Annotated in this window: 19 protein-coding genes; 4 read left to right on the top strand and 15 right to left on the bottom strand. The window is 54.4% G+C overall.

What is annotated here, in order from left to right:
• The first annotated feature begins 139 nt into the window (after nucleotides 1–139).
• Nucleotides 140–1,744: an MFS transporter gene (locus FHW71_RS07265; protein ID WP_154152682.1), complete on the top strand. Its 1,605-nt coding sequence runs from the start codon at nucleotides 140–142 to the stop codon at nucleotides 1,742–1,744.
• Entirely contained in the window at nucleotides 1,741–2,880 is a 1,140-nt protein-coding gene (locus tag FHW71_RS07270) for a glycoside hydrolase family 88 protein (RefSeq protein WP_061716952.1), read from the top strand. Before FHW71_RS07265 ends, FHW71_RS07270 begins: the two co-directional genes overlap by 4 nt.
• Before the next feature lie 180 nt (nucleotides 2,881–3,060).
• On the opposite strand, the gene ptsG is transcribed toward FHW71_RS07270, so the two are convergent.
• From ptsG to yceD, 14 genes are all read right to left on the bottom strand, one after another.
• A complete protein-coding gene (gene ptsG / locus FHW71_RS07275; protein WP_008103049.1) occupies nucleotides 3,061–4,494 on the bottom strand; it encodes a PTS glucose transporter subunit IIBC in 1,434 nt (477 codons plus the stop codon).
• 285 nt (nucleotides 4,495–4,779) lie between these two features.
• Nucleotides 4,780–5,571 carry a metal-dependent hydrolase gene (locus tag FHW71_RS07280; protein ID WP_061716954.1) on the bottom strand — a complete coding sequence of 264 codons (792 nt, stop codon included), beginning with the start codon at nucleotides 5,569–5,571 and terminating at the stop codon, nucleotides 4,780–4,782.
• A 16-nt stretch (nucleotides 5,572–5,587) separates the two neighbouring features.
• Nucleotides 5,588–6,577: a DNA polymerase III subunit delta' gene (holB, locus tag FHW71_RS07285; RefSeq protein WP_179451260.1), complete on the bottom strand. Its 990-nt coding sequence runs from the start codon at nucleotides 6,575–6,577 to the stop codon at nucleotides 5,588–5,590.
• The gene (gene tmk / locus FHW71_RS07290; RefSeq protein WP_179451262.1) at nucleotides 6,574–7,209 is read right to left on the bottom strand and encodes a dTMP kinase; all 636 of its coding nucleotides are present in this window, start codon (nucleotides 7,207–7,209) and stop codon (nucleotides 6,574–6,576) included. Before tmk ends, holB begins: the two co-directional genes overlap by 4 nt.
• The gene (gene mltG / locus FHW71_RS07295) at nucleotides 7,199–8,218 is read right to left on the bottom strand and encodes an endolytic transglycosylase MltG (RefSeq protein WP_008103057.1); all 1,020 of its coding nucleotides are present in this window, start codon (nucleotides 8,216–8,218) and stop codon (nucleotides 7,199–7,201) included. Before mltG ends, tmk begins: the two co-directional genes overlap by 11 nt.
• Nucleotides 8,215–9,027 carry an aminodeoxychorismate lyase gene (gene pabC, locus FHW71_RS07300; protein ID WP_179451264.1) on the bottom strand — a complete coding sequence of 271 codons (813 nt, stop codon included), beginning with the start codon at nucleotides 9,025–9,027 and terminating at the stop codon, nucleotides 8,215–8,217. The genes mltG and pabC overlap by 4 nt, the downstream gene beginning before the upstream one ends.
• Before the next feature lie 76 nt (nucleotides 9,028–9,103).
• On the bottom strand, nucleotides 9,104–10,345 hold the full coding sequence (fabF, locus tag FHW71_RS07305; RefSeq protein ID WP_061716959.1) for a beta-ketoacyl-ACP synthase II: 1,242 nt from the start codon (nucleotides 10,343–10,345) through the stop codon (nucleotides 9,104–9,106).
• A gap of 86 nt (nucleotides 10,346–10,431) precedes the next feature.
• Nucleotides 10,432–10,671: an acyl carrier protein gene (acpP, locus tag FHW71_RS07310; protein ID WP_008103063.1), complete on the bottom strand. Its 240-nt coding sequence runs from the start codon at nucleotides 10,669–10,671 to the stop codon at nucleotides 10,432–10,434.
• 153 nt (nucleotides 10,672–10,824) lie between these two features.
• Nucleotides 10,825–11,559, bottom strand: coding sequence for a 3-oxoacyl-ACP reductase FabG (gene fabG, locus FHW71_RS07315; protein WP_007885776.1), 735 nt, complete (start codon nucleotides 11,557–11,559; stop codon nucleotides 10,825–10,827).
• A gap of 10 nt (nucleotides 11,560–11,569) precedes the next feature.
• Complete coding sequence (gene fabD, locus FHW71_RS07320) at nucleotides 11,570–12,502, bottom strand: ACP S-malonyltransferase (protein WP_179451266.1); 933 nt, start codon at nucleotides 12,500–12,502, stop codon at nucleotides 11,570–11,572.
• 16 nt (nucleotides 12,503–12,518) lie between these two features.
• Nucleotides 12,519–13,472: a beta-ketoacyl-ACP synthase III gene (locus FHW71_RS07325; RefSeq protein ID WP_008103066.1), complete on the bottom strand. Its 954-nt coding sequence runs from the start codon at nucleotides 13,470–13,472 to the stop codon at nucleotides 12,519–12,521.
• Nucleotides 13,473–14,513 (bottom strand): phosphate acyltransferase PlsX, encoded by a 1,041-nt coding sequence (plsX, locus tag FHW71_RS07330; protein WP_061716965.1) that lies wholly within the window; start codon nucleotides 14,511–14,513, stop codon nucleotides 13,473–13,475.
• A gap of 26 nt (nucleotides 14,514–14,539) precedes the next feature.
• Nucleotides 14,540–14,710, bottom strand: a complete 171-nt coding sequence (gene rpmF, locus FHW71_RS07335; RefSeq protein ID WP_007885783.1) for a 50S ribosomal protein L32 — start codon at nucleotides 14,708–14,710, stop codon at nucleotides 14,540–14,542.
• A 14-nt stretch (nucleotides 14,711–14,724) separates the two neighbouring features.
• Complete coding sequence (gene yceD / locus FHW71_RS07340) at nucleotides 14,725–15,246, bottom strand: 23S rRNA accumulation protein YceD (protein ID WP_007885785.1); 522 nt, start codon at nucleotides 15,244–15,246, stop codon at nucleotides 14,725–14,727.
• Nucleotides 15,247–15,386: 140 nt separating this feature from the next.
• On the opposite strand from yceD, the gene FHW71_RS07345 reads away from it, so the two are divergent.
• On the top strand, nucleotides 15,387–15,971 hold the full coding sequence (locus FHW71_RS07345; RefSeq protein WP_179451268.1) for a nucleoside triphosphate pyrophosphatase: 585 nt from the start codon (nucleotides 15,387–15,389) through the stop codon (nucleotides 15,969–15,971).
• A gap of 11 nt (nucleotides 15,972–15,982) precedes the next feature.
• Here the strand turns inward: FHW71_RS07345 and rluC are convergent, their stop codons facing one another.
• Nucleotides 15,983–16,939, bottom strand: a complete 957-nt coding sequence (rluC, locus tag FHW71_RS07350) for a 23S rRNA pseudouridine(955/2504/2580) synthase RluC (protein WP_061716969.1) — start codon at nucleotides 16,937–16,939, stop codon at nucleotides 15,983–15,985.
• 573 nt (nucleotides 16,940–17,512) lie between these two features.
• Here rluC and rne point away from each other — a divergent pair.
• Nucleotides 17,513–20,779: a ribonuclease E gene (gene rne / locus FHW71_RS07355; protein WP_179451270.1), complete on the top strand. Its 3,267-nt coding sequence runs from the start codon at nucleotides 17,513–17,515 to the stop codon at nucleotides 20,777–20,779.
• The last annotated feature ends 132 nt before the right edge of the window (nucleotides 20,780–20,911 follow it).

The following is a 20,911-nucleotide window of genomic DNA, read 5'->3' on the forward strand; positions in this document are numbered from 1 at the left end:
GATTTTGCCATCCACCAGAAAGTCATTGCGAAATCACGAAGGTTTGCACGCTTAAGCCGCTCTACTTTCAATCCAATCCGAGCAAGTTGTACGGAGTGATGAGGGATGTGTTTACCGACTAATTCAAGGAGAACCTGCCATGCGCTCTCGTAAGATTGGCCTGGGCCATTATCTGGCCTATGGGTCCGGGGATTTCCTCGGTGCAGGCACCACGGCGTTAACCGCCGCCTGGCTGCTCTACTTTTACACCACCTTTTGTGGGCTCTCGCCGATTCAGGCGACCTTCATTTTTGCTGCCGCTCGCGTGCTGGATGCGGTAGTGAGCCCGCTGATGGGTTTCCTGACCGATAACTTTGGTTCGACCTGGCTCGGCAAGCGCTTTGGCCGCCGCAAATTCTTCATTCTGCTCGGCATCCCGTGCGTGTTCAGCTACAGCCTGATGTGGGTTGGCGACATGAGTTTCTGGTGGTATCTGCTGACTTATCTGCTGTTCGATATGGTCTACACCATGATTCTGGTGCCCTACGAAACGCTGGTGCCGGAGATGACCGATGATTTCAAACAGAAAACCCGCTTCTCTGGCGCGCGTATTGGGTTGGCGCAGCTGTCGGCCATTCTGGCGGCGTTCCTGCCAGGCGTGCTGATTGGCTGGTTTGGCAAAGATAATCCGATCTCCTTCTTCTACGCCAGCCTGGTGTTCTCAGTGATTTGTGCGCTGGTGTTAACGCTGGTGTGGCTGTTTACCTGGGAGCGCGATCCCAACGATTTCTCTGCTGAATCACGCCGCGCAGAGCAGGAAAAATCACAGCTGACCTTGCTGCAGAGCCTGAAACGCCTCTACACCGAGCTGGCCTCAACGCTGCGCATTCGTATTTTCCGCCAGCATCTTGGTATGTATCTCGGCGGCTATATCGCGCAGGACGTATTTAATGCGGTGTTCACCTGGTATGTGGTGTTTGTGCTGATGCAAAGCGCGCAAATCGCCTCCAACCTGATGGGCACCATGGCGGTGATGCAGTTTATTGCGGTGATGGCGATGATTCCGCTGTGTATCCGCCTTGGACCGGCGCCCGCTTATCGTATGGTGGTGGTGCTGTTTGGTCTGAGCGCCCTTTCCTACGCCGGATTGTGGTACACCGGCATGAACGACAACTTCGCCTTGCTGGTACTGATTTCAGGCCTTGCTGGTCTTGGTCGCGGTGGCATCAACTATGTGCCGTGGAATACTTACACCTACATCGCTGACGTTGATGAAGTGATTACCGGTCAACGTCGCGAAGGCATTTTTGCCGGCATCATGACGCTGACGCGCAAAGCGTCACAAGCAGGTGCGGTGATGTTCGTCGGTATCGTGTTGCAGCTGGCTGGCTTCTCTTCCGGCAAGGCCACACAAGTCCCGGCTGTCGGCCATACCATTCTGGCGATCCTCAGCGTGGGCACACTTTGCGTGCTGGCCTGCGGTTTCATTATTTCACTGCGCTTCAAACTCAACCTGCAAACTCACACCGTGTTGCGCGAAGAGACATTGAAAATGCGCGAAGCCGGGCGCGTGGTGCCCGAACGCATTACGCCGCAAGCGCGTGAAGTGGTCGAAATGCTGGCGGGCATGCCGTATGAAAATCTGTGGGGCAATAACAACGTCGGGTATCTCAACCGTCATAAGCCTGCCGCACCGCCGCTGCCGACTCAGCCACGATCTTTACCTTCTCTCTCTACCCTGATTAACGATAGGAATGAACCATGACTGTATTTCCTGTAAAGCACAGCGCGTTACTGCGCCAGCCTGAATATCTGTTGCCACGTAGTGAGCTGGTGCAGTTGATTCAGCGGCTAACCCATAATCTGGTGAATATTACCGATCACAGCGGCGAGTTTTTGCTGCGCCTCGATGATGGCCGCGTGATCGATACCAAAGGCTGGGCCGGTTGGGAGTGGACACACGGCATCGGCCTGTACGGCATGCTGCACTACTATCAGCAAACCGGCGATCAAGAGACGCTGAAGATCATCGATGACTGGTTCAGCACGCGGCTGGCAGAAGGCACGCCAACCAAGAACGTCAATACCGTTTGTCCGTTCCTGACGCTGGCGTATCGCTATGAAGAGACGCGTAATGCCGCGTGGCGGCCGGTGCTGGAGCGTTGGGCTGAATGGGTGATGTATGAGATGCCGCGTACCGAGCAAGGCGGCTTGCAGCACATCGTCTACAACAACGAAAACACCCAGCAGCTGTGGGATGACACCTTGATGATGAGCGTGATGGCGCTGGCGAAGATTGGTCAGCTGCTGGAACGTCCGGAGTTTGTCGAAGAAGCCAGTTATCAGTTCCTGATTCATACCCAATATTTGATGGATCGCCAAACCGGTTTGTGGTTCCACGGCTGGACGTTCGAGGGACGGCACAACTTCGCCAACGCGCGCTGGGCGCGCGGCAATAGCTGGCTGACTATCGTTATTCCTGATTTCCTCGAGATGATGAACTGGCCGGAACAGCATGCCACACGCCGTTTCCTGCAGCAGGTGCTGGAGAGCCAGGTGAAGGCGCTGAGCACCTGTCAGCACAGCAGCGGTTTATGGCACACCTTGCTCGACGATCCCAACAGCTATCCCGAAGCCTCCGCCACCGCCGGTTTCGCCTACGGCATTCTTAAAGCGGTGCGCAAACACTACCTTTCGCCCGAATATTTGCCGCTGGCGGAGAAAGCATTGCGTGGCGTGATCGGGAATATCGATGAAGATGGGGAATTGAAACAGGTGTCGTTTGGTACGGCGATGGGTAGCGATCTGGAGTATTACCGTCAGATACCGCTCACCTCGATGCCGTATGGTCAGGCGATGGCGCTGCTGTGTTTGACGGAGTATTTGCGGGTTTATTTATAAATAAAAAATGCCCTCATTTGAGGGCATTTTTACGCACCGAAAGTGAAGTGCGATGAAGCGGCGGCAGAGGAGTAAAGCGTCCCAAGCCAGGGATGGCTTGGGCCGAGCCCCAGGGATGGTTTATGGCGTCTTTACGATCTGACGCCGCTTCATCGCACCGGCTCTGCCTGCCCTTTCTCGTTACATGCTGCGGATATAGTCATCCATTTCAGTTTTCAGGTTATCGGACTTGGTGCCGAAGATCGCCTGAACGCCTGAACCTGCTACCACCACACCACGTGCGCCAAGGCTTTTCAGTTCAGCCTGATCAACCTTGCCGACATCTGCCACACTCACACGCAGACGAGTGATACAGGCATCAAGGTTAGTGATGTTCTCTTTACCACCAAACGCGGTAACCAGTTTGCCAGCCATTTCGCTGCCGGTTGCGCTGCTCTGCTCCATTGCGGTGTCCTCACGGCCAGGGGTTTTCAAATTCAGTTTCACAATCAGGAAACGGAATACGGTGTAGTAAATCAGGCCGTAGATGATACCCACAATCGGGAACAGCCAGATTTTGCTGCTGTTACCGCTCAGCACGATAAAGTCGATCAGACCGTGTGAGAAGCTGGTGCCATCACGCATACCCAGCAGGATACAGATTGGGAAGGCCAGGCCCGCCAGAATCGCGTGGATCACATACAGAATCGGCGCCACGAACATGAAAGCGAACTCGATTGGCTCGGTAATACCGGTCAGGAACGAGGTCAGCGCGGCTGATATCATGATGCCGCCCACTTTGGCGCGGTTTTCTGGTTTAGCGGTATGCCAAATCGCAATCGCTGCTGCTGGCAGACCGTACATTTTGAACAGGAAGCCGCCTGACAGTTTGCCTGCCGTTGGGTCGCCCGCCATATAACGTGGGATATCACCGTGGAACACCTGACCTGCGGCATTGGTGAATTCACCAATCTGCATCTGGAAAGGTACGTTCCAGATATGGTGCAGACCAAACGGCACCAGTGAACGCTCAATCAGACCGTAAAGTCCAAAGGCGACGACTGGGTTTTGGTATGCAGCCCACTGTGAGAAGTCCTGAATTGCGGTACCGATTGGCGGCCAAATGAATGACAGCACCACACCGGTGAAAATCGCGGCCAGACCGGAGATGATCGGCACAAAGCGCTTGCCGGCAAAGAAGCCGAGATACTCAGGCAGTTTGATGCGGTAGAAGCGGTTAAACATATACGCCGCAATGGAACCGGCGATGATCCCGCCGAGCACACCGGTATCCGCCAGATGCTTGGCCTCGATTTCTCCGGCAGGCATATGCAGTACCAGTGGCGCAACCACCGCCATGGTTTTCACCATGATGCCGTAAGCAACCACAGCCGCCAGCGCAGACACGCCGTCGTTATTGGTAAAGCCGAGCGCCACACCGATCGCAAAGATCAGCGGCATATTGGCAAACACCGAACCACCCGCTTCGGCCATGACGTGGGAAACTACTTCCGGCAGCCAGCTGAAGTTTGCTGAACCAACACCTAACAAAATACCGGCAATCGGCAAAACCGATACCGGCAACATCAGCGATTTACCTACTTTCTGCAGGTTCGCAAATGCGTTCTTGAACATAGAAACTCCTGAGTATGAGTGCAATTTTTTGCGCAGTGCGCATGGCTTAGGGGGAGGATCCTTCGCCGGGGTGACGCTGAGCGTCTTTTGATTTATTACGAAGAGTAAAATAAATCGCTAATTGTTAAATTGACGGCCATCACATTTCGCTAAAAGCGGCCCCTTCCTTTCAGTCATTTCTGACTGACTTGCGCTAATAAACAGCAACAAATCACTGCCTGCGTCCATTCAGACGCAGTGCAGTTGGGTGATTTTAGATTAATTACAGTGTTTGAAATAAAGCGTTTAGCCGCCGAGACGACTCATCGGGATGTGGAACAGGCGGGAGAAGTTTTCTGTGGTGGCAGCGGCGAGGGTTTCGATATCCACGCCTTTTAATACCGCCATGTAATCTGCAACATCACGCGTAAACGCCGGCTGATTCTCTTTACCACGGTGCGGTACCGGCGCCAGATACGGCGAATCGGTTTCTACCAGCATGCGATCAAGCGGCACATAGCGCGCCGCATCACGGATCTGTTCGGCGTTGCGAAAGGTCAGAATGCCGGAGAAGGAGATATAAAAACCAAGATCCAGCAGTTTGGCTGCGGTTTCTTTATCTTCGGTAAAACAGTGCAGCACGCCGCCGCACTTCTCCACCTGCTCTTCGCGCAGGATTGCCAGCGTGTCTTCACGCGCATCACGCGTGTGCACAATGATCGGTTTATTCAGCGCGATACCGGTACGAATGTGTTCACGAAACGAGGCTTGCTGCTGCGCTTTGGTTTCCTGCTGATAGAAGTAATCCAGCCCGGTTTCACCCAGCGCTACCACGCTATCCTCGGCAGCCAGACGGCGGAACTCATCGACGTCGTACGGCGCTTCCTGATTGAGCGGATGCACGCCACAAGCCAGCGCGACGTTTTCACGATCGCCCACCAGCTGTTTGATTTTGTAGTAATCCGGCAAGGTGGTGGCAATTGCCAGCATAAACTTCACATCACGCGCCGCCGCTTTGGCGATGACATCATCCAGATCGCGGTGGTGTTTTTCATAATCGAGGCCATCGAGATGGCAGTGGGAATCGACAATAAACATAGAGCTCTCTTTTCGCTTAGCCGACCGTTGCCGGAGCCAGTAAACGTCCCCAGGCGAGTAAACGATCGGTCAACATTAATTCACGGTTGAGCGCGGCGACATGTAACAGCTGTTCGCGACACTGCATCCATTGCTGCGCGCTGCTGTTGAGCGCACTGCTATTCATTCTTTGCGCCAACTGCGTGACCACATCCGGACGATCGCAGTTGCTCAGCCACTGACTGGCGCCCTGCTGCACTTTCATCGCATCCACCAGCAGCGAAATCAGCCAGCTGAGGCGTTCGGCCACATCTTCACTGTTCAGCGCGGGTAACAGCTGCAGCACATCGCCGTTTAGCGCTTTGATCAGCGTTTCGCACAGGGTTTCACGCGCCTGCCAGCGCTCGGGCTGCAACAGCGTCAAGGCGGCGGCGGGTGCGCCATTACTCAAACGTAAGGCGGCGCGCAGCTTCTCTTCCGGCTGCGGTTGCTGCTTCTGCAGCCATTGCAGGCTATGTGCTTCTTCTGGCGGCGACAGATGCCACGTCATGCAGCGACTGCGCAGCGTCGCCAGCAGGCGCGAAGGTTCGCGCACGCTGAGGAAAAACCAGCAATTCGCCGGCGGCTCTTCCAGCGTTTTCAATAATGCGTTGGCGGCAGCTTCCGTGAGCTGCGCGGCATCGGGCAACCAAACGATCTTTGCGCCGCCCTGCTGGGCGAAGTGATACAGCTTTTCAGTGACGTCGCGCACCGCATCAATACCGAGCGAGGATTTCCCCTTTTCGGCTTCAAGGCGATACCAATCCGGATGCGTGTGCGCCTGCATCAACTGGCAGCCGTGGCAATGGCCACAGCTCTTCAATCCTTCCGGCTGCAAACACATCAACCAACGGCTTACGCCCCAAATCAACGCATCGTCACCCATGCCTTCAATCGCTTGCACCAGCAAGGCGTGATGCGCCTGGCCACTTTGATGCCGGGCGATGATTTGTCGATAAGGCTGATTCAGCCACGGATACCAGTTCATGTGGATTGGCCTGACAGCCAGCTACGCAAGGCGCCTTGAAGTGACGATGTCACGTCTGCAATATTTTGCGTCGCATCAATAGTTAGAATTGAGGAATCCTGAGCGGCCAAAGCCAGATAGCGTTCACGCGTGCGCTCGAAGAATCGCAACGACTCTTGCTCAATACGATCCAACTCGCCACGTGCGCGGGCGCGTTGCAGGCCAATTTCTGGCGTTACGTCGAGATAGAGTGTGAGATCGGGACGGAAATCGCCCAGCACCGCATCGCGCAGCGTGGTCATCAGCTGCGCATCCAGACCGCGTCCGCCGCCTTGGTAGGCTTGTGAAGAGAGATCGTGACGATCGCCCACCACCCAGGCACCGCGTGCCAGCGCCGGTTTGATCACGTTCTCTACCAGCTGCACGCGTGCCGCGTACAACATCAGCAGCTCGGCTTTATCGGTCACCTGCTCGCCATCAATGCCCTGCTTGACCAACACTCGCAATTGTTCTGCCAGCGGCGTACCGCCCGGCTCGCGCGTGAAGACGACATCATGAATGCCGTGCTCATGCAGCACGGCAACCAGCGCATCACGCGCGGTGGTTTTGCCTGCACCTTCCAGGCCTTCAATGACGATAAACTTACTTTTCATTTTTTTCCTTCATTGCCAGCCGGTAAACCTGCACCGCTTTATTGTGGCTGGCCAGATTGGTGGTAAAGGTGTGTCCACCTTTGCCATCCGCGACAAAATAGAGGTAATTGGTTTTTTCCGGATGCGCAGCCGCTTCCAGTGAAGCACGGCCCGGCATCGCGATCGGACCCGGCGGCAAACCGCTAATGGTGTAGGTGTTGTAGTCGGTTGGTGTTTCCAGATTTTTACGGGTTAGCGTGCCGGTGTAGCTGTCGCCCATACCGTAAATCACCGTGGGATCGGTTTGCAGTTTCATCCCGGTACGCAGGCGATTGATAAACACCGACGCCACGCGCGCGCGCTCTTCGCTCACGCCAGTCTCTTTCTCAATGATCGACGCCATGGTGACCATGTCCTGCTCTTTCTTGTAAGGCAGATTCTCCATGCGTCCCTGCCAAATCTCATCGACCAGCTTATTCATGCGCGCGTGGGCACGTTCCAGCAGCGCCACATCGCTGGTATTGGCGGTGTAGAGATAAGTATCAGGGTAGAAGCTGCCTTCCAGTTGGCCCACGTCAAGCTTGAGCGCAGCGGCAACGGTGGCAAATTGATCGTCAGTCAGCGTGTGTTTCAGGTATGGCGCTTTACGCAATTCGGCTAACCACTCGGTCAGACGCGAACCTTCAATAAAACGCACCGGGAATTGCGCTTCTTTACCGCTGGCTAGCAGTTGCAGCAACTGACGCACCGTCATGCCGGTTTCCAGGCGATAGGTACCGGCTTTAAAACGCGCCAGTTCCGGTTCCAGTTTCAACAACGGGCCAAACCAGATGCTTTGCGGAATGATGTGCTGGCTTTCCAGTTGCGCTTCCAGTACCACACGGCCGCTGCCAGCCGGCAAGGTGTAAATGGTTTCCTGCTGCAGTGTTAAGGGCGTATCGGCTAAACGTTCAATCTGCCAATAGCTAAAGGCGGCGGCGAGTCCTGCGACTACCACAACGCCTGCGAGAATTTTTTTCATTCGAGTCATGATACTTCCATCGTCGGGCAACTGGCGCGCAGTTGCTGATACAGCGAGCGTGCGGTAAACGAAACGTCGTCAATTTGTCGCACGGGTAAAACTGGCATCAGGGCGTTACACATCACCACTTCATCAGCGTTCAACACGTCGTCCCTGCTGCCATCAATTAGCTGACAAGTCTGGCCATTCGCGGCCATCTGCGCCATCAGATAACGACGCATAATACCATCCACGCCAGCCTGCCCAAGCTGCGGCGTAAAGACGTTGTTGCCTTTGCGCCAGAATAAATTGGCCGCACAGCATTCCACCACCGTCCCGTTAGTGTCAAGCACCAGCGCCTCGTCGCCGCCCGTCTGGTCAAGATGCTGGCGAATCAGCACCTGCTCAAGGCGATTCAGGTGCTTTACGCCGGCCAGCAATGGATTGCGTGCCAGTCGTATTGGGCTGGTGTGCAGCACAGCGCCCTGCTTTTGCAGCGTGGCGTAATGCTGTGGCCACGGCGAGAGCGAAAGGATGCGCGTCGGTGTTTGGCAGCCTGCGCGGCTATAACCGCGTCCGCCAGCGCCCGGTGTCAAAATCACCTTGAGCACTGCCTGCGTTTGTTGCGCAGCGGCGTGATGCATTTCTGCGGCGAGTTGAGCTAAATCAGGCGCATCCATCAATAACCGTGCGCAGCCCTCTTTCAGCCGCTGCAGATGCGCATCCAGCATAACAATATGGCCGTTGATCACTGCAGCAGTGGTAAAGCAGCCATCACCAAATTGCACTGCGCGATCGCGTGCTGAAAGCTCGGTTTGCGGTATGCCGTTTATCCACATGTTGGCCGCCTTGATTAGCCCGGTAGAAAATATAAAAAAGGCCCGCAATGCGGGCCTCTTTATGGCTGAGGAGCGATTAAACCTTGCGGAAGATCAGCGAGCCGTTAGTGCCGCCAAATCCAAAGGAGTTACACAAAGTGTACTCCAGTCCGCTGACCTGGCGCGCCGTATGCGGCACGAAATCCAGATCGCAACCTTCGTCAGGATTGTCGAGGTTGATGGTTGGTGGAATCGCCTGGTCGCGCAGCGCCAGAATCGAATAAATCGCTTCTACCGCGCCCGCAGCGCCCAACAGGTGGCCAGTCATCGACTTGGTGGAACTGACCATCACGCTGTGGGCCGCCGCACCAAATACCGATTTCACCGCCTGCGCTTCCGCTTTGTCACCGGCTGGCGTCGAGGTGCCGTGCGCGTTGACATAACCAATCTGCTCAGCGTTCAGCTGCGCGTCACGCAACGCGTTAACCATCGCTGCTGCTGCACCTGAACCGTCTTCCGGAGGTGACGTCATGTGGTAAGCATCGCTGCTCATGCCGAAACCAATGATCTCAGCATAAATCTTCGCACCACGTTTCTTCGCGTGTTCGTACTCTTCCAGTACGATAATGCCAGCACCGTCACCCAACACGAAACCGTCACGATCTTTATCCCACGGACGGCTTGCCGACTGAGGGTTGTCATTACGCGTGGAGAGCGCACGAGCAGCACCAAAACCACCGACACCTAATGGCGTACTGGCTTTCTCCGCACCACCGGCCAACATCACATCAGCATCGTTATACGCAATGATACGCGCCGCATGACCAATGTTGTGCACACCGGACGTACAGGCAGTTGCGATAGAGATGCTTGGGCCTTTCAGGCCGTACATGATGGTGAGGTGACCTGCAACCATATTGACGATGGTGGAAGGCACGAAGAATGGGCTGATTTTGCGCGGTCCACCGTTGACCAGCGAGCTGTGGTTATCTTCGATTAAACCCAGTCCGCCAATCCCAGAACCGATTGCCGCACCAATGCGACCAGCATTCTCATCGGTTACGACCAGACCGGAGTCTGCCATAGCCTGAATGCCTGCAACGATGCCGTATTGGATGAAGTCATCCATCTTGCGCTGATCTTTGCGCGAGATGAAATCATCGCAATTAAAATCTCTTACTAAGCCCGCAAAACGCGTTGCATAGGCACTAGTATCAAAATGGTCGATCAGGCTAATGCCGCTCTGACCGGCAAGGAGAGCACTCCAGGTAGACTCTACGGTATTGCCGACAGGAGACAACATGCCAAGACCAGTCACAACTACACGACGCTTAGACACGCACGTCCTCCAGGGAGGGAAAAAATAACGCTATGTGGGGCATACATAAAACTCAGGCGGTCGAGGTGACCGCCTGAAGATATTCATTAGTCGTGTTTATGACTATTGATGTAATCGATCGCTGCCTGAACGGTAGTGATTTTCTCAGCTTCTTCGTCTGGAATTTCAGTATCAAACTCTTCTTCCAGAGCCATTACCAGCTCAACGGTGTCAAGAGAATCTGCACCAAGGTCTTCAACGAAAGAAGCAGTGTTAATCACTTCGTCTTCTTTAACACCCAGCTGCTCAGCTACGATTTTCTTAACGCGTTGTTCGATATCGCTCATACTATTTAATTTCCTATCAAAACTCGCTTTCGCGATGGTTTTCGTAGTGTATAAAATGTTGAAAAAGATGCAACAAAATCCCGGCTGGTCTAACCACGATTTTGCGTTATTCTGCGGTGTTTGCTGCAGATAAAGCAAATGTTTTCGTGATTATCAGACCATGTACATGCCGCCATTGACATGAAGCGTCTCACCCGTGATGTAGGCTGCTTCGTCAGAGGCTAAGAATGCAACAGCATTGGCAATCTCCTGCGGGTCACCTAAACGACCTGCTGGAACTTCTGCCAAAATACCCGAACGTTGATCTTCGTTCAGTGCACGCGTCATGTCCGTCTCAATAAAGCCCGGAGCCACGACGTTTACAGTAATGCCACGTGACGCAATTTCTCGCGCCAGTGATTTGCTAAAGCCAATCAAACCTGCTTTTGCTGCCGCATAGTTTGCCTGACCCGCGTTACCCATGGTTCCAACTACAGAACCGATGGTAATGATACGGCCCACGCGTTTTTTCATCATGGCACGCATAACCGCCTTAGAAAGACGGAAGACAGATGTCAGGTTGGTATCAAGGATATCCGCCCACTCATCGTCTTTCATGCGCATCAACAGATTGTCACGCGTAATGCCTGCATTATTGACTAAAATGTCCACTTCGCCAAATTCGGCGCGTACTTGTTCGAGGACGCTCTCAATTGAGGCGGCATCAGTGACGTTCAGCAGCAGGCCTTTGCCCTTGTCGCCGAGGTAAGCACTGATTGCTTCCGCACCGCTTGCACTGGTGGCGGTTCCCACCACTTTGGCACCGCGCGCAGCCAGCGTTTCCGCAATGGCACGACCAATTCCACGGCTTGCACCGGTAACCAGCGCTACTTTACCTTCAAAGCTCATGTTTTTCCTCTTATTCCTGTGAAAGTGCAGCGCTCAGTGAAGCAGAATCGTTCACCGCAGCAGCACTCAGGCTATCCACAATACGTTTGGTAAGACCGGTCAGGACTTTACCTGGACCGACTTCCAGCAATTGCTCAACGCCCTGCGCAGCAATAAACTCGACCGATTCAGTCCAGCGCACCGGGCTATACAGCTGACGGACCAGCGCACTACGGATCGCAGCAGCTTCAGTTTCACACTTCACGTCGACGTTGTTCACCACCGGCACCGCAGGCGCATTGAAGGTGATCGCTTCGAGAGCCACCGCTAGCTTATCGGCAGCAGGTTTCATCAAAGCACAGTGCGATGGCACGCTAACTGGCAGCGGCAGTGCACGTTTGGCACCAGCAGCCTTACAGGCTGCACCCGCACGCTCAACCGCTTCTTTGTTGCCCGCGATAACCACCTGGCCCGGCGAGTTGAAGTTAACCGGTGAAACCACCTGGCCTTGAGCACTCTCTTCGCAGGCTTTACGGATGGATGCGTCATCCAGGCCGATAATCGCCTGCATAGCGCCAGTACCTTCCGGTACCGCTTCCTGCATCAGTTTGCCGCGCAGCTCAACCAGTTTAATGGCGTCTGCGAAATTCAGCACACCGGCACATACCAGAGCCGAGTATTCACCGAGGCTGTGGCCGGCCATCATGGTTGGCTGCACCGCATTTTTGCTCTGCAATACGCGATAGATAGCAACAGAAGCCGCCAGCAGCGCAGGCTGCGTCTGCCAGGTTTTATTCAATTCTTCAGCCGGTCCCTGCTGGACCAACTGCCATAAGTCATAACCCAGCGCATCAGAAGCTTCACGGAAAGTGGCTTCAACCTGCGGGTTTTCAGCAGCCAGCTCGGCTAACATGCCGACGGTCTGCGATCCCTGTCCTGGGAAAACATAAGCAAATTGCGTCATCTTTCGTTCCTGTCAATCAAAAGCGAACCAGTGCAGAACCCCAGGTGAAACCACCACCAAAGGCTTCCAGCAGAATCAGTTGTCCCGGCTTGATACGACCATCGCGCACTGCTTCGTCCAGTGCACTTGGCACTGACGCGGCCGAGGTATTACCGTGACGATCCAGCGTGACGACAACTTTATCCATGCCCATGCCGAGCTTTTTGGCGGTTGCGCTAATAATGCGCAGGTTCGCCTGATGCGGCACCAGCCAGTCGAGCATTTCACGATCAAGATTGTTGGCTTGCAGAGTTTCATCAACAATGTGTGCCAGTTCAGTCACGGCCACTTTGAAGACTTCATTGCCCGCCATCGTCAGATAAGCAGGCTCATCCTGATGGGCACGATCCTGATACGGCAGCGTCAGCAGTTTGCTGTAACGGCCGTCGGCGTGCAGATGGGTAGAAAGGATGCCTGGCTCTTCGCTCTGGCTCAGTACCACCGCGCCCGCGCCATCACCAAACAGAATGATAGTGCCACGATCGTTAGGATCGAGCGTACGTGCCAGCACGTCTGCACCGATCACCAGCGCATGTTTTACCACACCATTTTTGATGTATTGATCGGCAACGCTCAGTGCATAGGTGAAGCCCGCACAGGCAGCGGCCAAATCGAAGGCAGCGCAATCATTGATCTCCAGCATTTGCTGGATCATGCACGCTGAACTAGGGAAGGCATGGCTGGAAGAGGTGGTTGCCACAATGATCAGGCCAACGTCGCTCGCATTCACACCCGCCATTTCCAGCGCGCGCTGTGCTGCGGTGAAGCCCATAGTAGCAACGGTTTCTTCCGGAGCGGCAATACGGCGCTCACGGATGCCGGTACGGGTGACAATCCACTCGTCCGTCGTCTCGACCATTTTTTCCAGATCCGCATTGGAGCGAATCTGCTCAGGCAAATAGCTGCCCGTACCGATAATTTTGGTAAACATCTACGCTTTGTCACTCCTGGCTAATACAGTGTCAAGGCGCGCAGCAATCCTCTCTGGGACTTGCTTTCGCACCGTCTGCTCTGCCTGCTCTATCGCCACGGCAAATGCACGTTGATTCGCCGCACCGTGGCTTTTGATCACTGTCCCGCGCAATCCTAACAGACAAGCGCCATTGTACTGGTCGGGGTTGAGATGGCCGAAACGCTTTGCCAGACGCTTTTGAATCCAGCGCCCCAACAATGTTAGCCACCAGGCCCGTTTTTTTCCTTCCTCTGACGATTTGATCAGAGAGAGGAACATTCTTACCACGCCTTCCATGGTCTTCAACGTGACGTTACCAACGAAGCCATCACAAACCAGCACATCCGTCTTGCCGGTGAGGAGATCGTTCCCCTCAAGGTATCCAATATAGTTGATTTGCGGTGACGCTCGCAGCACCGCAGATGCGGCGCGGATTGTTTCTAATCCTTTGGTCTCTTCCTGACCAATATTCAGCAGCGCCACACGCGGCTGGGCGATCTCCAGCACTTCTTCTGCCATTACAGCGCCCATGATCGCAAACTGCACCAGCATGGCGCTGTCCGATTCAACGTTAGCGCCGAGATCCAACACCACCGTTTTGCCATGCTGCTGATGCGGCAACACCGTCATCAACGCTGGACGCTCAATGCCATCCAGCGGCTTTAATAACATTTTTGCCAGTCCCATTAGTGCGCCGGTATTTCCGGCACTGACACAGGCTTGTGCTTTCCCCTCTTTCACCAACTCTAACGCCACACGCATTGAACTGCCGCGGCTGTTACGAATCGCCTGAGAAGGTTTGGCATCACTTGCAATAACCGATTCAGCAGGAATAACCTGCACACGCCCCTGTAACGAGGAATCCGCTTTGGCAAGAAATGACGAGATGATGTCGGGATCGCCGACCAGAAGAAGAACCAGCTCCGAATGAGAGGCCAGTGCCTGCAAGGCTGCAGGCACTGTCACGCAAGGACCGAAGTCCCCGCCCATGGCATCAACTGCCAGGGTCAAACGTGTCAAGGTATCGCCTTGTGTAATCGCGAGGATTACTTGGTGATAACCTTGCGACCGCGGTAGTAACCATCCGCAGTGATATGGTGACGCAGATGAGTTTCGCCAGAAACTTTATCTACTGACAGAGCAGCAGTGGTCAGAGCATCGTGTGAACGACGCATACCACGCTTAGAACGGGTTGGTTTATTCTGTTGTACGGCCATGGACCTTACTCCTATTACTTACGCTTTAAACTGGCTAATACGGCAAAGGGATTTGGTTTTTCTGCCTCTGGAGGCAGTTGACCAAACACCATGTCCGCGTCGGACACTTCACAGTGTTCAGAATCATGCACCGGAACCACGGGCAGCGCGAGGATGAGCTCATCTTCGATCACTGCCAGCAAGTCGATCTCACCAAAATCATTGACATCAACTGGCTCGTAGGCTTCCGGTAGTGCCTCGGCCTGCTCATCAGAAGAGACAGGACTGAAGCAATAGCTTACGTGAACATGACGTGGAAACGACTGGTTGCAGCGTTGACATGACAGAGTCACCTGCACTTCGGCTGTTCCTTGCAGAACGGCGAGGCGCTGGTTATCAACCGCAAACGACATATCGCATTCAACTTCACTGTCCACACTCACGACCGTTTCGGCCAAGCGCGCCACCAATTCAGGTGCATAAACACCATGATAATCAAGGCGTTTTTGCGCGGCGCGGACCGGATCGAGCGTCAGGGGTAATTTTACCTTTTGCATAGGGCGCGCATATTAACTTTGTAACGTCATAGAGTCAAAGAAAAAGGCCGGTTTACGGCATCTTTCACCCGTTAGTCGCATCCAGTGCGGCGCATAGTTTAAAATGACTGTCATCTTTACGCTATCTATTCTGAAAAAAAATGACGACACCTTTGGTTTTAGCTTCTACTTCCCCTTTTCGTCAGGCGCTGCTGAGCAAACTGGGCCTGCCTTTTATTACCGCCGCCCCAGATTGCGACGAATCACCGCTACCGCATGAATCGGCCCCCGAGCTGGTGCAGCGTCTGGCATTTGCCAAAGCGCAGGCGCTGGCCGCATGTTACCCGGACAGCTGGATAATCGGGTCCGATCAGGTTTGTGTGCTGAATGGCGAGATAACCGGCAAACCGCACACTGTGGAGAAAGCCTGCCAGCAACTTGCGGCGGCCAGTGGCAACGCCATCACCTTTTATACCGGTCTGGCGCTACTGCAACCGCAGAGCGGCAAACAATCGGTCATTTGCGAACCCTTTACCGTGCATTTCCGCGAGTTGAGTGCTGAAGAGATTCGTGGCTACGTTGAAAAAGAAAAGCCGCTGCAGTGCGCTGGCAGTTTCAAAAGCGAAGGATTAGGGATTTGTTTATTTGACAGGCTGGAAGGTCGCGATCCCAATACTTTGATTGGCTTACCGCTGATTGCCTTGAATGAAATGCTAAGAGAGGTGGGCATCAACGCTTTATGTTGATGCCCGGATAATCAGGCTTTTTTCTGACGCAGTTTGGCGAGGCAATTCTTAAGCGCGCCATCCAGTGGCGCTTCCATCCGTAACACTTCTCCGGTGTTGGGATGGGTGAAGGTTAACGCCGCTGCATGCAGGAACAGACGCGATAAGCCCGTCGAACCTAATTGCGCATCAAATTCGCGGTCGCCGTAACGATCGTCGAAGGCGATCGGGTGGCCGCCATGAAGCGTATGCACACGAATCTGATGGGTACGACCGGTCACCGGGCTGGCTTTCACTAAAGTCGCGAAACCAAACCGCTCTTCGACTTTAAAACGCGTCTCAGAAGGCTTGCCTTCCGCACTCACGCGAACCACACGTTCACCGCTCTGCAAAATGTTCTTCAGCAGCGGAGCCTGCACCACTTTCAGATGCGATGGCCAGTCACCGCGCACCAGAGCAAGGTAATCCTTCTGCATGCCCTTCTCGCGCAGCTGCTCATGCAGAGAGCGCAACGCAGAACGCTTCTTCGCCACCAGCAGGATGCCAGAGGTATCACGATCGAGGCGATGGACTAACTCAAGGAAACGCGCTTCCGGACGCAACGCACGCAGCCCTTCAATCACACCAAAACTTAATCCGCTGCCACCGTGTACTGCGGTGCCCGACGGCTTATTAAGCACCATCAGATAATCATCTTCATAGAGAATGGCATTGGTGAGCGCCGCGACTTTATCCAGCTTCGGTGAAACCGTATTCTCTTCGCGCTCGGCAACCCGTACCGGAGGGATACGCAGCTCGTCGCCATCCTCCAGCTTATATTCCGGTTTGACGCGCTTTTTATTCACCCGCACTTCGCCTTTACGCAAAATGCGATAAATCATGCTTTTCGGCACGCCCTTAAGCTGGGTGCGCAAAAAGTTATCAATTCGTTGTCCGGCATTTTCAGCCGTGATGGCGACATACTGTACGCCGGGATTCTCTGTTTTCATGGCGGCGATTCTAATTAGTGTCCCTGGATAGCGCCACCCCTTTTTCTGTGCTTAACTCTCTCTTTGTCGCGTGATGAAACGGTGAAAATGGCGACATTTTCAGCGATGCGATGATTAGCCCTGCAAATGAACAGGTTATGGACGAATAAACTTCTCAGCTTGGCAAAAGTCGCCTTGCTTAATGTTGGTTAGCAATGGAATAATGCAGGGGTTTCTGCCCTGGAAAGATTCAGGCAGGAAAAAAGAGCGAAATAAGTCATTTTGCCGGATTGAACGGACACGCAGCAATGGCGTAAGACGTAATGTTAAATCAGGCACTTAGCGGGCTGCGGGTTGCGGCCTGGACGACAGACTAGGATGTGTGGATTTTTGAATACTCTGTAACATTTCCACCTTCAGGCGCTGGATTTCCTTATGAAAAACAGGCCACCGACAAGATTTGCGCCCCTTTAGCCGCCGACAACCGTGAGGTTGACGTCAGTGCATTAAGACACGGGGCCATCGGTTGATTCTCGTCCAGGGTAACGATGCCCGCAGCTAGATCACTCATGTGAGAATAACGAGTAAGTCACGATGAAAAGAATGTTAATTAACGCAACTCAGCAGGAGGAGTTGCGCGTTGCCCTGGTTGATGGACAACGTCTGTACGATCTGGATATTGAAAGTCCTGGACACGAACAGAAAAAAGCCAACATATACAAAGGTAAAATCACCCGCGTTGAACCTAGCCTTGAAGCTGCATTTGTCGATTACGGTGCAGAACGTCACGGTTTCCTCCCTCTGAAAGAAATTTCCCGCGAATATTTCCCCGCCAATTACAACGCACATGGTCGTCCGAATATCAAAGATGTGCTGCGTGAAGGTCAGGAAGTTATCGTTCAAATTGATAAAGAGGAACGCGGTAATAAAGGTGCAGCACTCACCACCTTTATTTCTCTGGCCGGTAGCTATCTGGTATTGATGCCGAACAACCCACGTGCCGGTGGTATTTCACGCCGCATTGAGGGCGACGATCGTACCGAATTAAAAGAAGCACTTTCCGCACTGGAACTTCCAGACGGCATGGGATTAATCGTTCGCACTGCGGGCGTAGGCAAATCAGCCGAATCACTGCAGTGGGATCTCAGCTTCCGTATGAAGCACTGGGAAGCCATTAAGAAAGCCGCAGACAGCCGCCCGGCGCCTTTCCTGATCCATCAGGAAAGCAACGTTATCGTGCGCGCCTTCCGCGACTATCTGCGTCAGGATATCGGTGAAATCCTTATCGATAATCCAAAAGTCCTGGAACTGGCTCGTCAGCACATTGCTGCACTGGGTCGTCCAGACTTCAGCAGCAAAATCAAACTGTACACCGGTGAAATCCCGCTGTTCAGCCACTACCAAATCGAATCGCAGATTGAATCAGCCTTCCAACGTGAAGTGCGTCTGCCATCAGGCGGCTCGATTGTTATCGATAGTACCGAAGCCCTGACGGCGATTGATATCAACTCCGCACGTGCAACTCGCGGCGGTGATATCGAAGAAACCGCCTATAACACCAACCTGGAAGCGGCCGATGAGATCGCTCGTCAGCTGCGTCTGCGCGATCTCGGCGGCCTGATTGTTATTGACTTCATCGACATGACGCCAGTGCGCCACCAGCGCGCGGTGGAAAACCGTCTGCGTGAAGCGGTGCGTCAGGATCGTGCGCGTATTCAGATCAGCCACATTTCACGCTTCGGTTTGCTGGAGATGTCGCGTCAGCGTTTGAGCCCGTCACTGGGTGAATCCAGCCATCACGTATGCCCTCGCTGCAGCGGTACCGGCACCATCCGAGATAACGAATCGCTGTCGCTGTCTATTCTGCGTCTGATTGAAGAAGAAGCGCTGAAAGACAACACCAAAGAAGTGCATGCCATTGTTCCGGTTCAGGTCGCCTCTTACCTGCTGAACGAAAAGCGTGATGCCGTTAGCGCCATCGAAAAACGCCAGGGCGGCGTGCGTGCCATCATCGTGCCAAACGATCAGATGGAAACGCCACACTACTCGGTACTGCGTGTTCGCACCGGCGAAGAGACGCAAACGCTGAGCTATCACTTACCGAAACTGCACGAAGCGGAAATGGCGCTGCCTTCTGAAGAAGAGCACGCTGAACGTCGTCGTCCGGAGCAGCCAGCATTGGCCGCCTTCGCGATGCCTGATGCGCCGCCTGCGCCGGTTGAAGTGGTGAAAGAGTCTCAGCCTGCAGCAGAAGTGAAAACTAAGCCTGCTGTTGCAGCACCAGCGGTGACTAACACCGGCTTCGTGGCACGCCTGCTGAGCGGATTGAAGAAACTGTTTGCCGGTGATGCTCCAGCTGCGGCTCCTGCTGAAACTAAACAAGAATCCCCAGCCGTTGTTGCTGCTGAATCTGAAAATACCCAGCAGCGTGGCGAACGTCGCAACAATAACAACCGTCGCAACAACCGTCGCGAACGTACTCCGCGTAATGGCGAGAATGGTCAGGTGCGCGAAGGTCGTGAACCGCGCGAGCCGCGTGAAGCACGTGAGCCACGTGAAGCCCGCGAACCGCGTGACAATCAGGACAATCGTCGCAACAAGCGTCAGAATGAGCCGCGTGAAGCGCGTCCGGTCCTGAGCGATGAAGCACTTGAGCAACGTGATGAGCAGCAACAACAGCGCCGCGAACAGCGTGCTGATCGCCAGCGTCGTCGTCAGGAAGAGAAGCGCACTCAGCAGCAGGATCAGAAAGCCGCTGAGCCGGTTGTTCAGGCTCCAGTTGTTGACGAAAACGTCGAGCAGGAAGAAGAACGCGTTCAGGTAATGCCGCGTCGTAAGCAGCGTCAGCTGTCACAGCGCGTGCGTGTGGGCGATACCACTGAAATTGATGCCGAAGCGCCAGTGGTTCATGAAGCCGCCGTTGAAACTGCGCCACGCGCTCAGTACCACGAACATCCTGAAGCCAGCAATGACGAGCAAGATGATAGCGATAACCGTGATAGCGCCAATATGCCGCGCCGTTCACGTCGTTCACCGCGTCACCTGCGCGTGAGTGGCCAGCGTCGTCGCCGTTATCGTGACGAGCGTTACCCAACGCAGTCTGCAATGCCGCTGGAATCGGCTGCTGCCTCACCAGAAATGGCGTCAGGCAAAGTGTGGATCTCTTACCCGGTTGCGCAAGCGCAGGAAGAGTACAGCACGCAAGATGCGATGCATGAAGTGTCGGATTACGGCTACCAGCAATCCGCTGATGCAGAAGCTCAACCGGCTACTGTTGAACCGGCCGTTGAGCAAGTTGCCGCTGAAGAAGCGGTGCATCAGGTTGAACCACAGTCACATACTGATGTTCCAGTGGTAAACACTGATGACGTCACGCCGATTGCCGCGCCTGTCAACGAAGAGCCATCAGTGATCTCTGCTGCTGATGAACAAGTTGCTCAGGAAACTGCGGCTGAAGCGGAACCTGCTGTTGTCGTTGAAGAAGCGAAGCCTGAAGGTGAAGTCAGCGAAGTCGCTGCGGTTGTAGAGCAGGCGCCAGCTGATGTTTCTCCAGCAGTGGAAGCTCAGGTTGAAGAAGTGCTGGCTGCGCCAGTCGCGGCTGAAGCGGAAGTCACGCCGGTCACTGAACCTCATGCGCCGGTTGCGGCTCGTGATACCGCAGTGACCACGGTAGAGACGCGCTTCAAGCACCACGCTACCGCACCGATGACCAAAGCACCGGCTCCGGCGTGGGAACCTGAACCGGTTCGTAACAGCGACTGGGTCCGTCCAGCGTTTGGCTTCGAGGGCCGCGGCTCTGCCGGTGGTCACAGCGCGACGCATCAGGCCACCGCACCGGCAACCCGTCCGGAAAGCGCGTAAGCTAAAGCACGCCAGTAAACAGCGAACCCCGGCCAGTCCGGGGTTTTTTATTTCCTGCGGTCGCCATTTTTGCGACCTGAATAACAGGCAAAAAAAATCCCACAGCCCCGAAAGGCGGTGGGAGAAACTAAG

This window comes from Enterobacter sp. Sphag1F, assembly GCF_014193275.1.
GTDB classification, from domain to species: Bacteria; Pseudomonadota; Gammaproteobacteria; order Enterobacterales; family Enterobacteriaceae; genus Pantoea; species Pantoea symbiotica.

Bases quoted from the DNA above. Each gene is read 5' to 3' on its own strand.
- FHW71_RS07265 (WP_154152682.1), top strand. From the start codon at position 140: ATGCGCTCTCGTAAGATTGGCCTGGGCCATTATCTGGCCTATGGGTCC.
- FHW71_RS07270 (WP_061716952.1), top strand. From the start codon at position 1,741: ATGACTGTATTTCCTGTAAAGCACAGCGCGTTACTGCGCCAGCCTGAA.
- ptsG (WP_008103049.1), bottom strand. From the start codon at position 4,494: ATGTTCAAGAACGCATTTGCGAACCTGCAGAAAGTAGGTAAATCGCTG.
- FHW71_RS07280 (WP_061716954.1), bottom strand. From the start codon at position 5,571: ATGTTTATTGTCGATTCCCACTGCCATCTCGATGGCCTCGATTATGAA.
- holB (WP_179451260.1), bottom strand. From the start codon at position 6,577: ATGAACTGGTATCCGTGGCTGAATCAGCCTTATCGACAAATCATCGCC.
- tmk (WP_179451262.1), bottom strand. From the start codon at position 7,209: ATGAAAAGTAAGTTTATCGTCATTGAAGGCCTGGAAGGTGCAGGCAAA.
- mltG (WP_008103057.1), bottom strand. From the start codon at position 8,218: ATGACTCGAATGAAAAAAATTCTCGCAGGCGTTGTGGTAGTCGCAGGA.
- pabC (WP_179451264.1), bottom strand. From the start codon at position 9,027: ATGTGGATAAACGGCATACCGCAAACCGAGCTTTCAGCACGCGATCGC.
- acpP (WP_008103063.1), bottom strand. From the start codon at position 10,671: ATGAGCGATATCGAACAACGCGTTAAGAAAATCGTAGCTGAGCAGCTG.
- fabG (WP_007885776.1), bottom strand. From the start codon at position 11,559: ATGAGCTTTGAAGGTAAAGTAGCGCTGGTTACCGGTGCAAGCCGTGGA.
- fabD (WP_179451266.1), bottom strand. From the start codon at position 12,502: ATGACGCAATTTGCTTATGTTTTCCCAGGACAGGGATCGCAGACCGTC.
- FHW71_RS07325 (WP_008103066.1), bottom strand. From the start codon at position 13,472: ATGTTTACCAAAATTATCGGTACGGGCAGCTATTTGCCTGAGCAGATT.
- rpmF (WP_007885783.1), bottom strand. From the start codon at position 14,710: ATGGCCGTACAACAGAATAAACCAACCCGTTCTAAGCGTGGTATGCGT.
- yceD (WP_007885785.1), bottom strand. From the start codon at position 15,246: ATGCAAAAGGTAAAATTACCCCTGACGCTCGATCCGGTCCGCGCCGCG.
- FHW71_RS07345 (WP_179451268.1), top strand. From the start codon at position 15,387: ATGACGACACCTTTGGTTTTAGCTTCTACTTCCCCTTTTCGTCAGGCG.
- rluC (WP_061716969.1), bottom strand. From the start codon at position 16,939: ATGAAAACAGAGAATCCCGGCGTACAGTATGTCGCCATCACGGCTGAA.
- rne (WP_179451270.1), top strand. From the start codon at position 17,513: ATGAAAAGAATGTTAATTAACGCAACTCAGCAGGAGGAGTTGCGCGTT.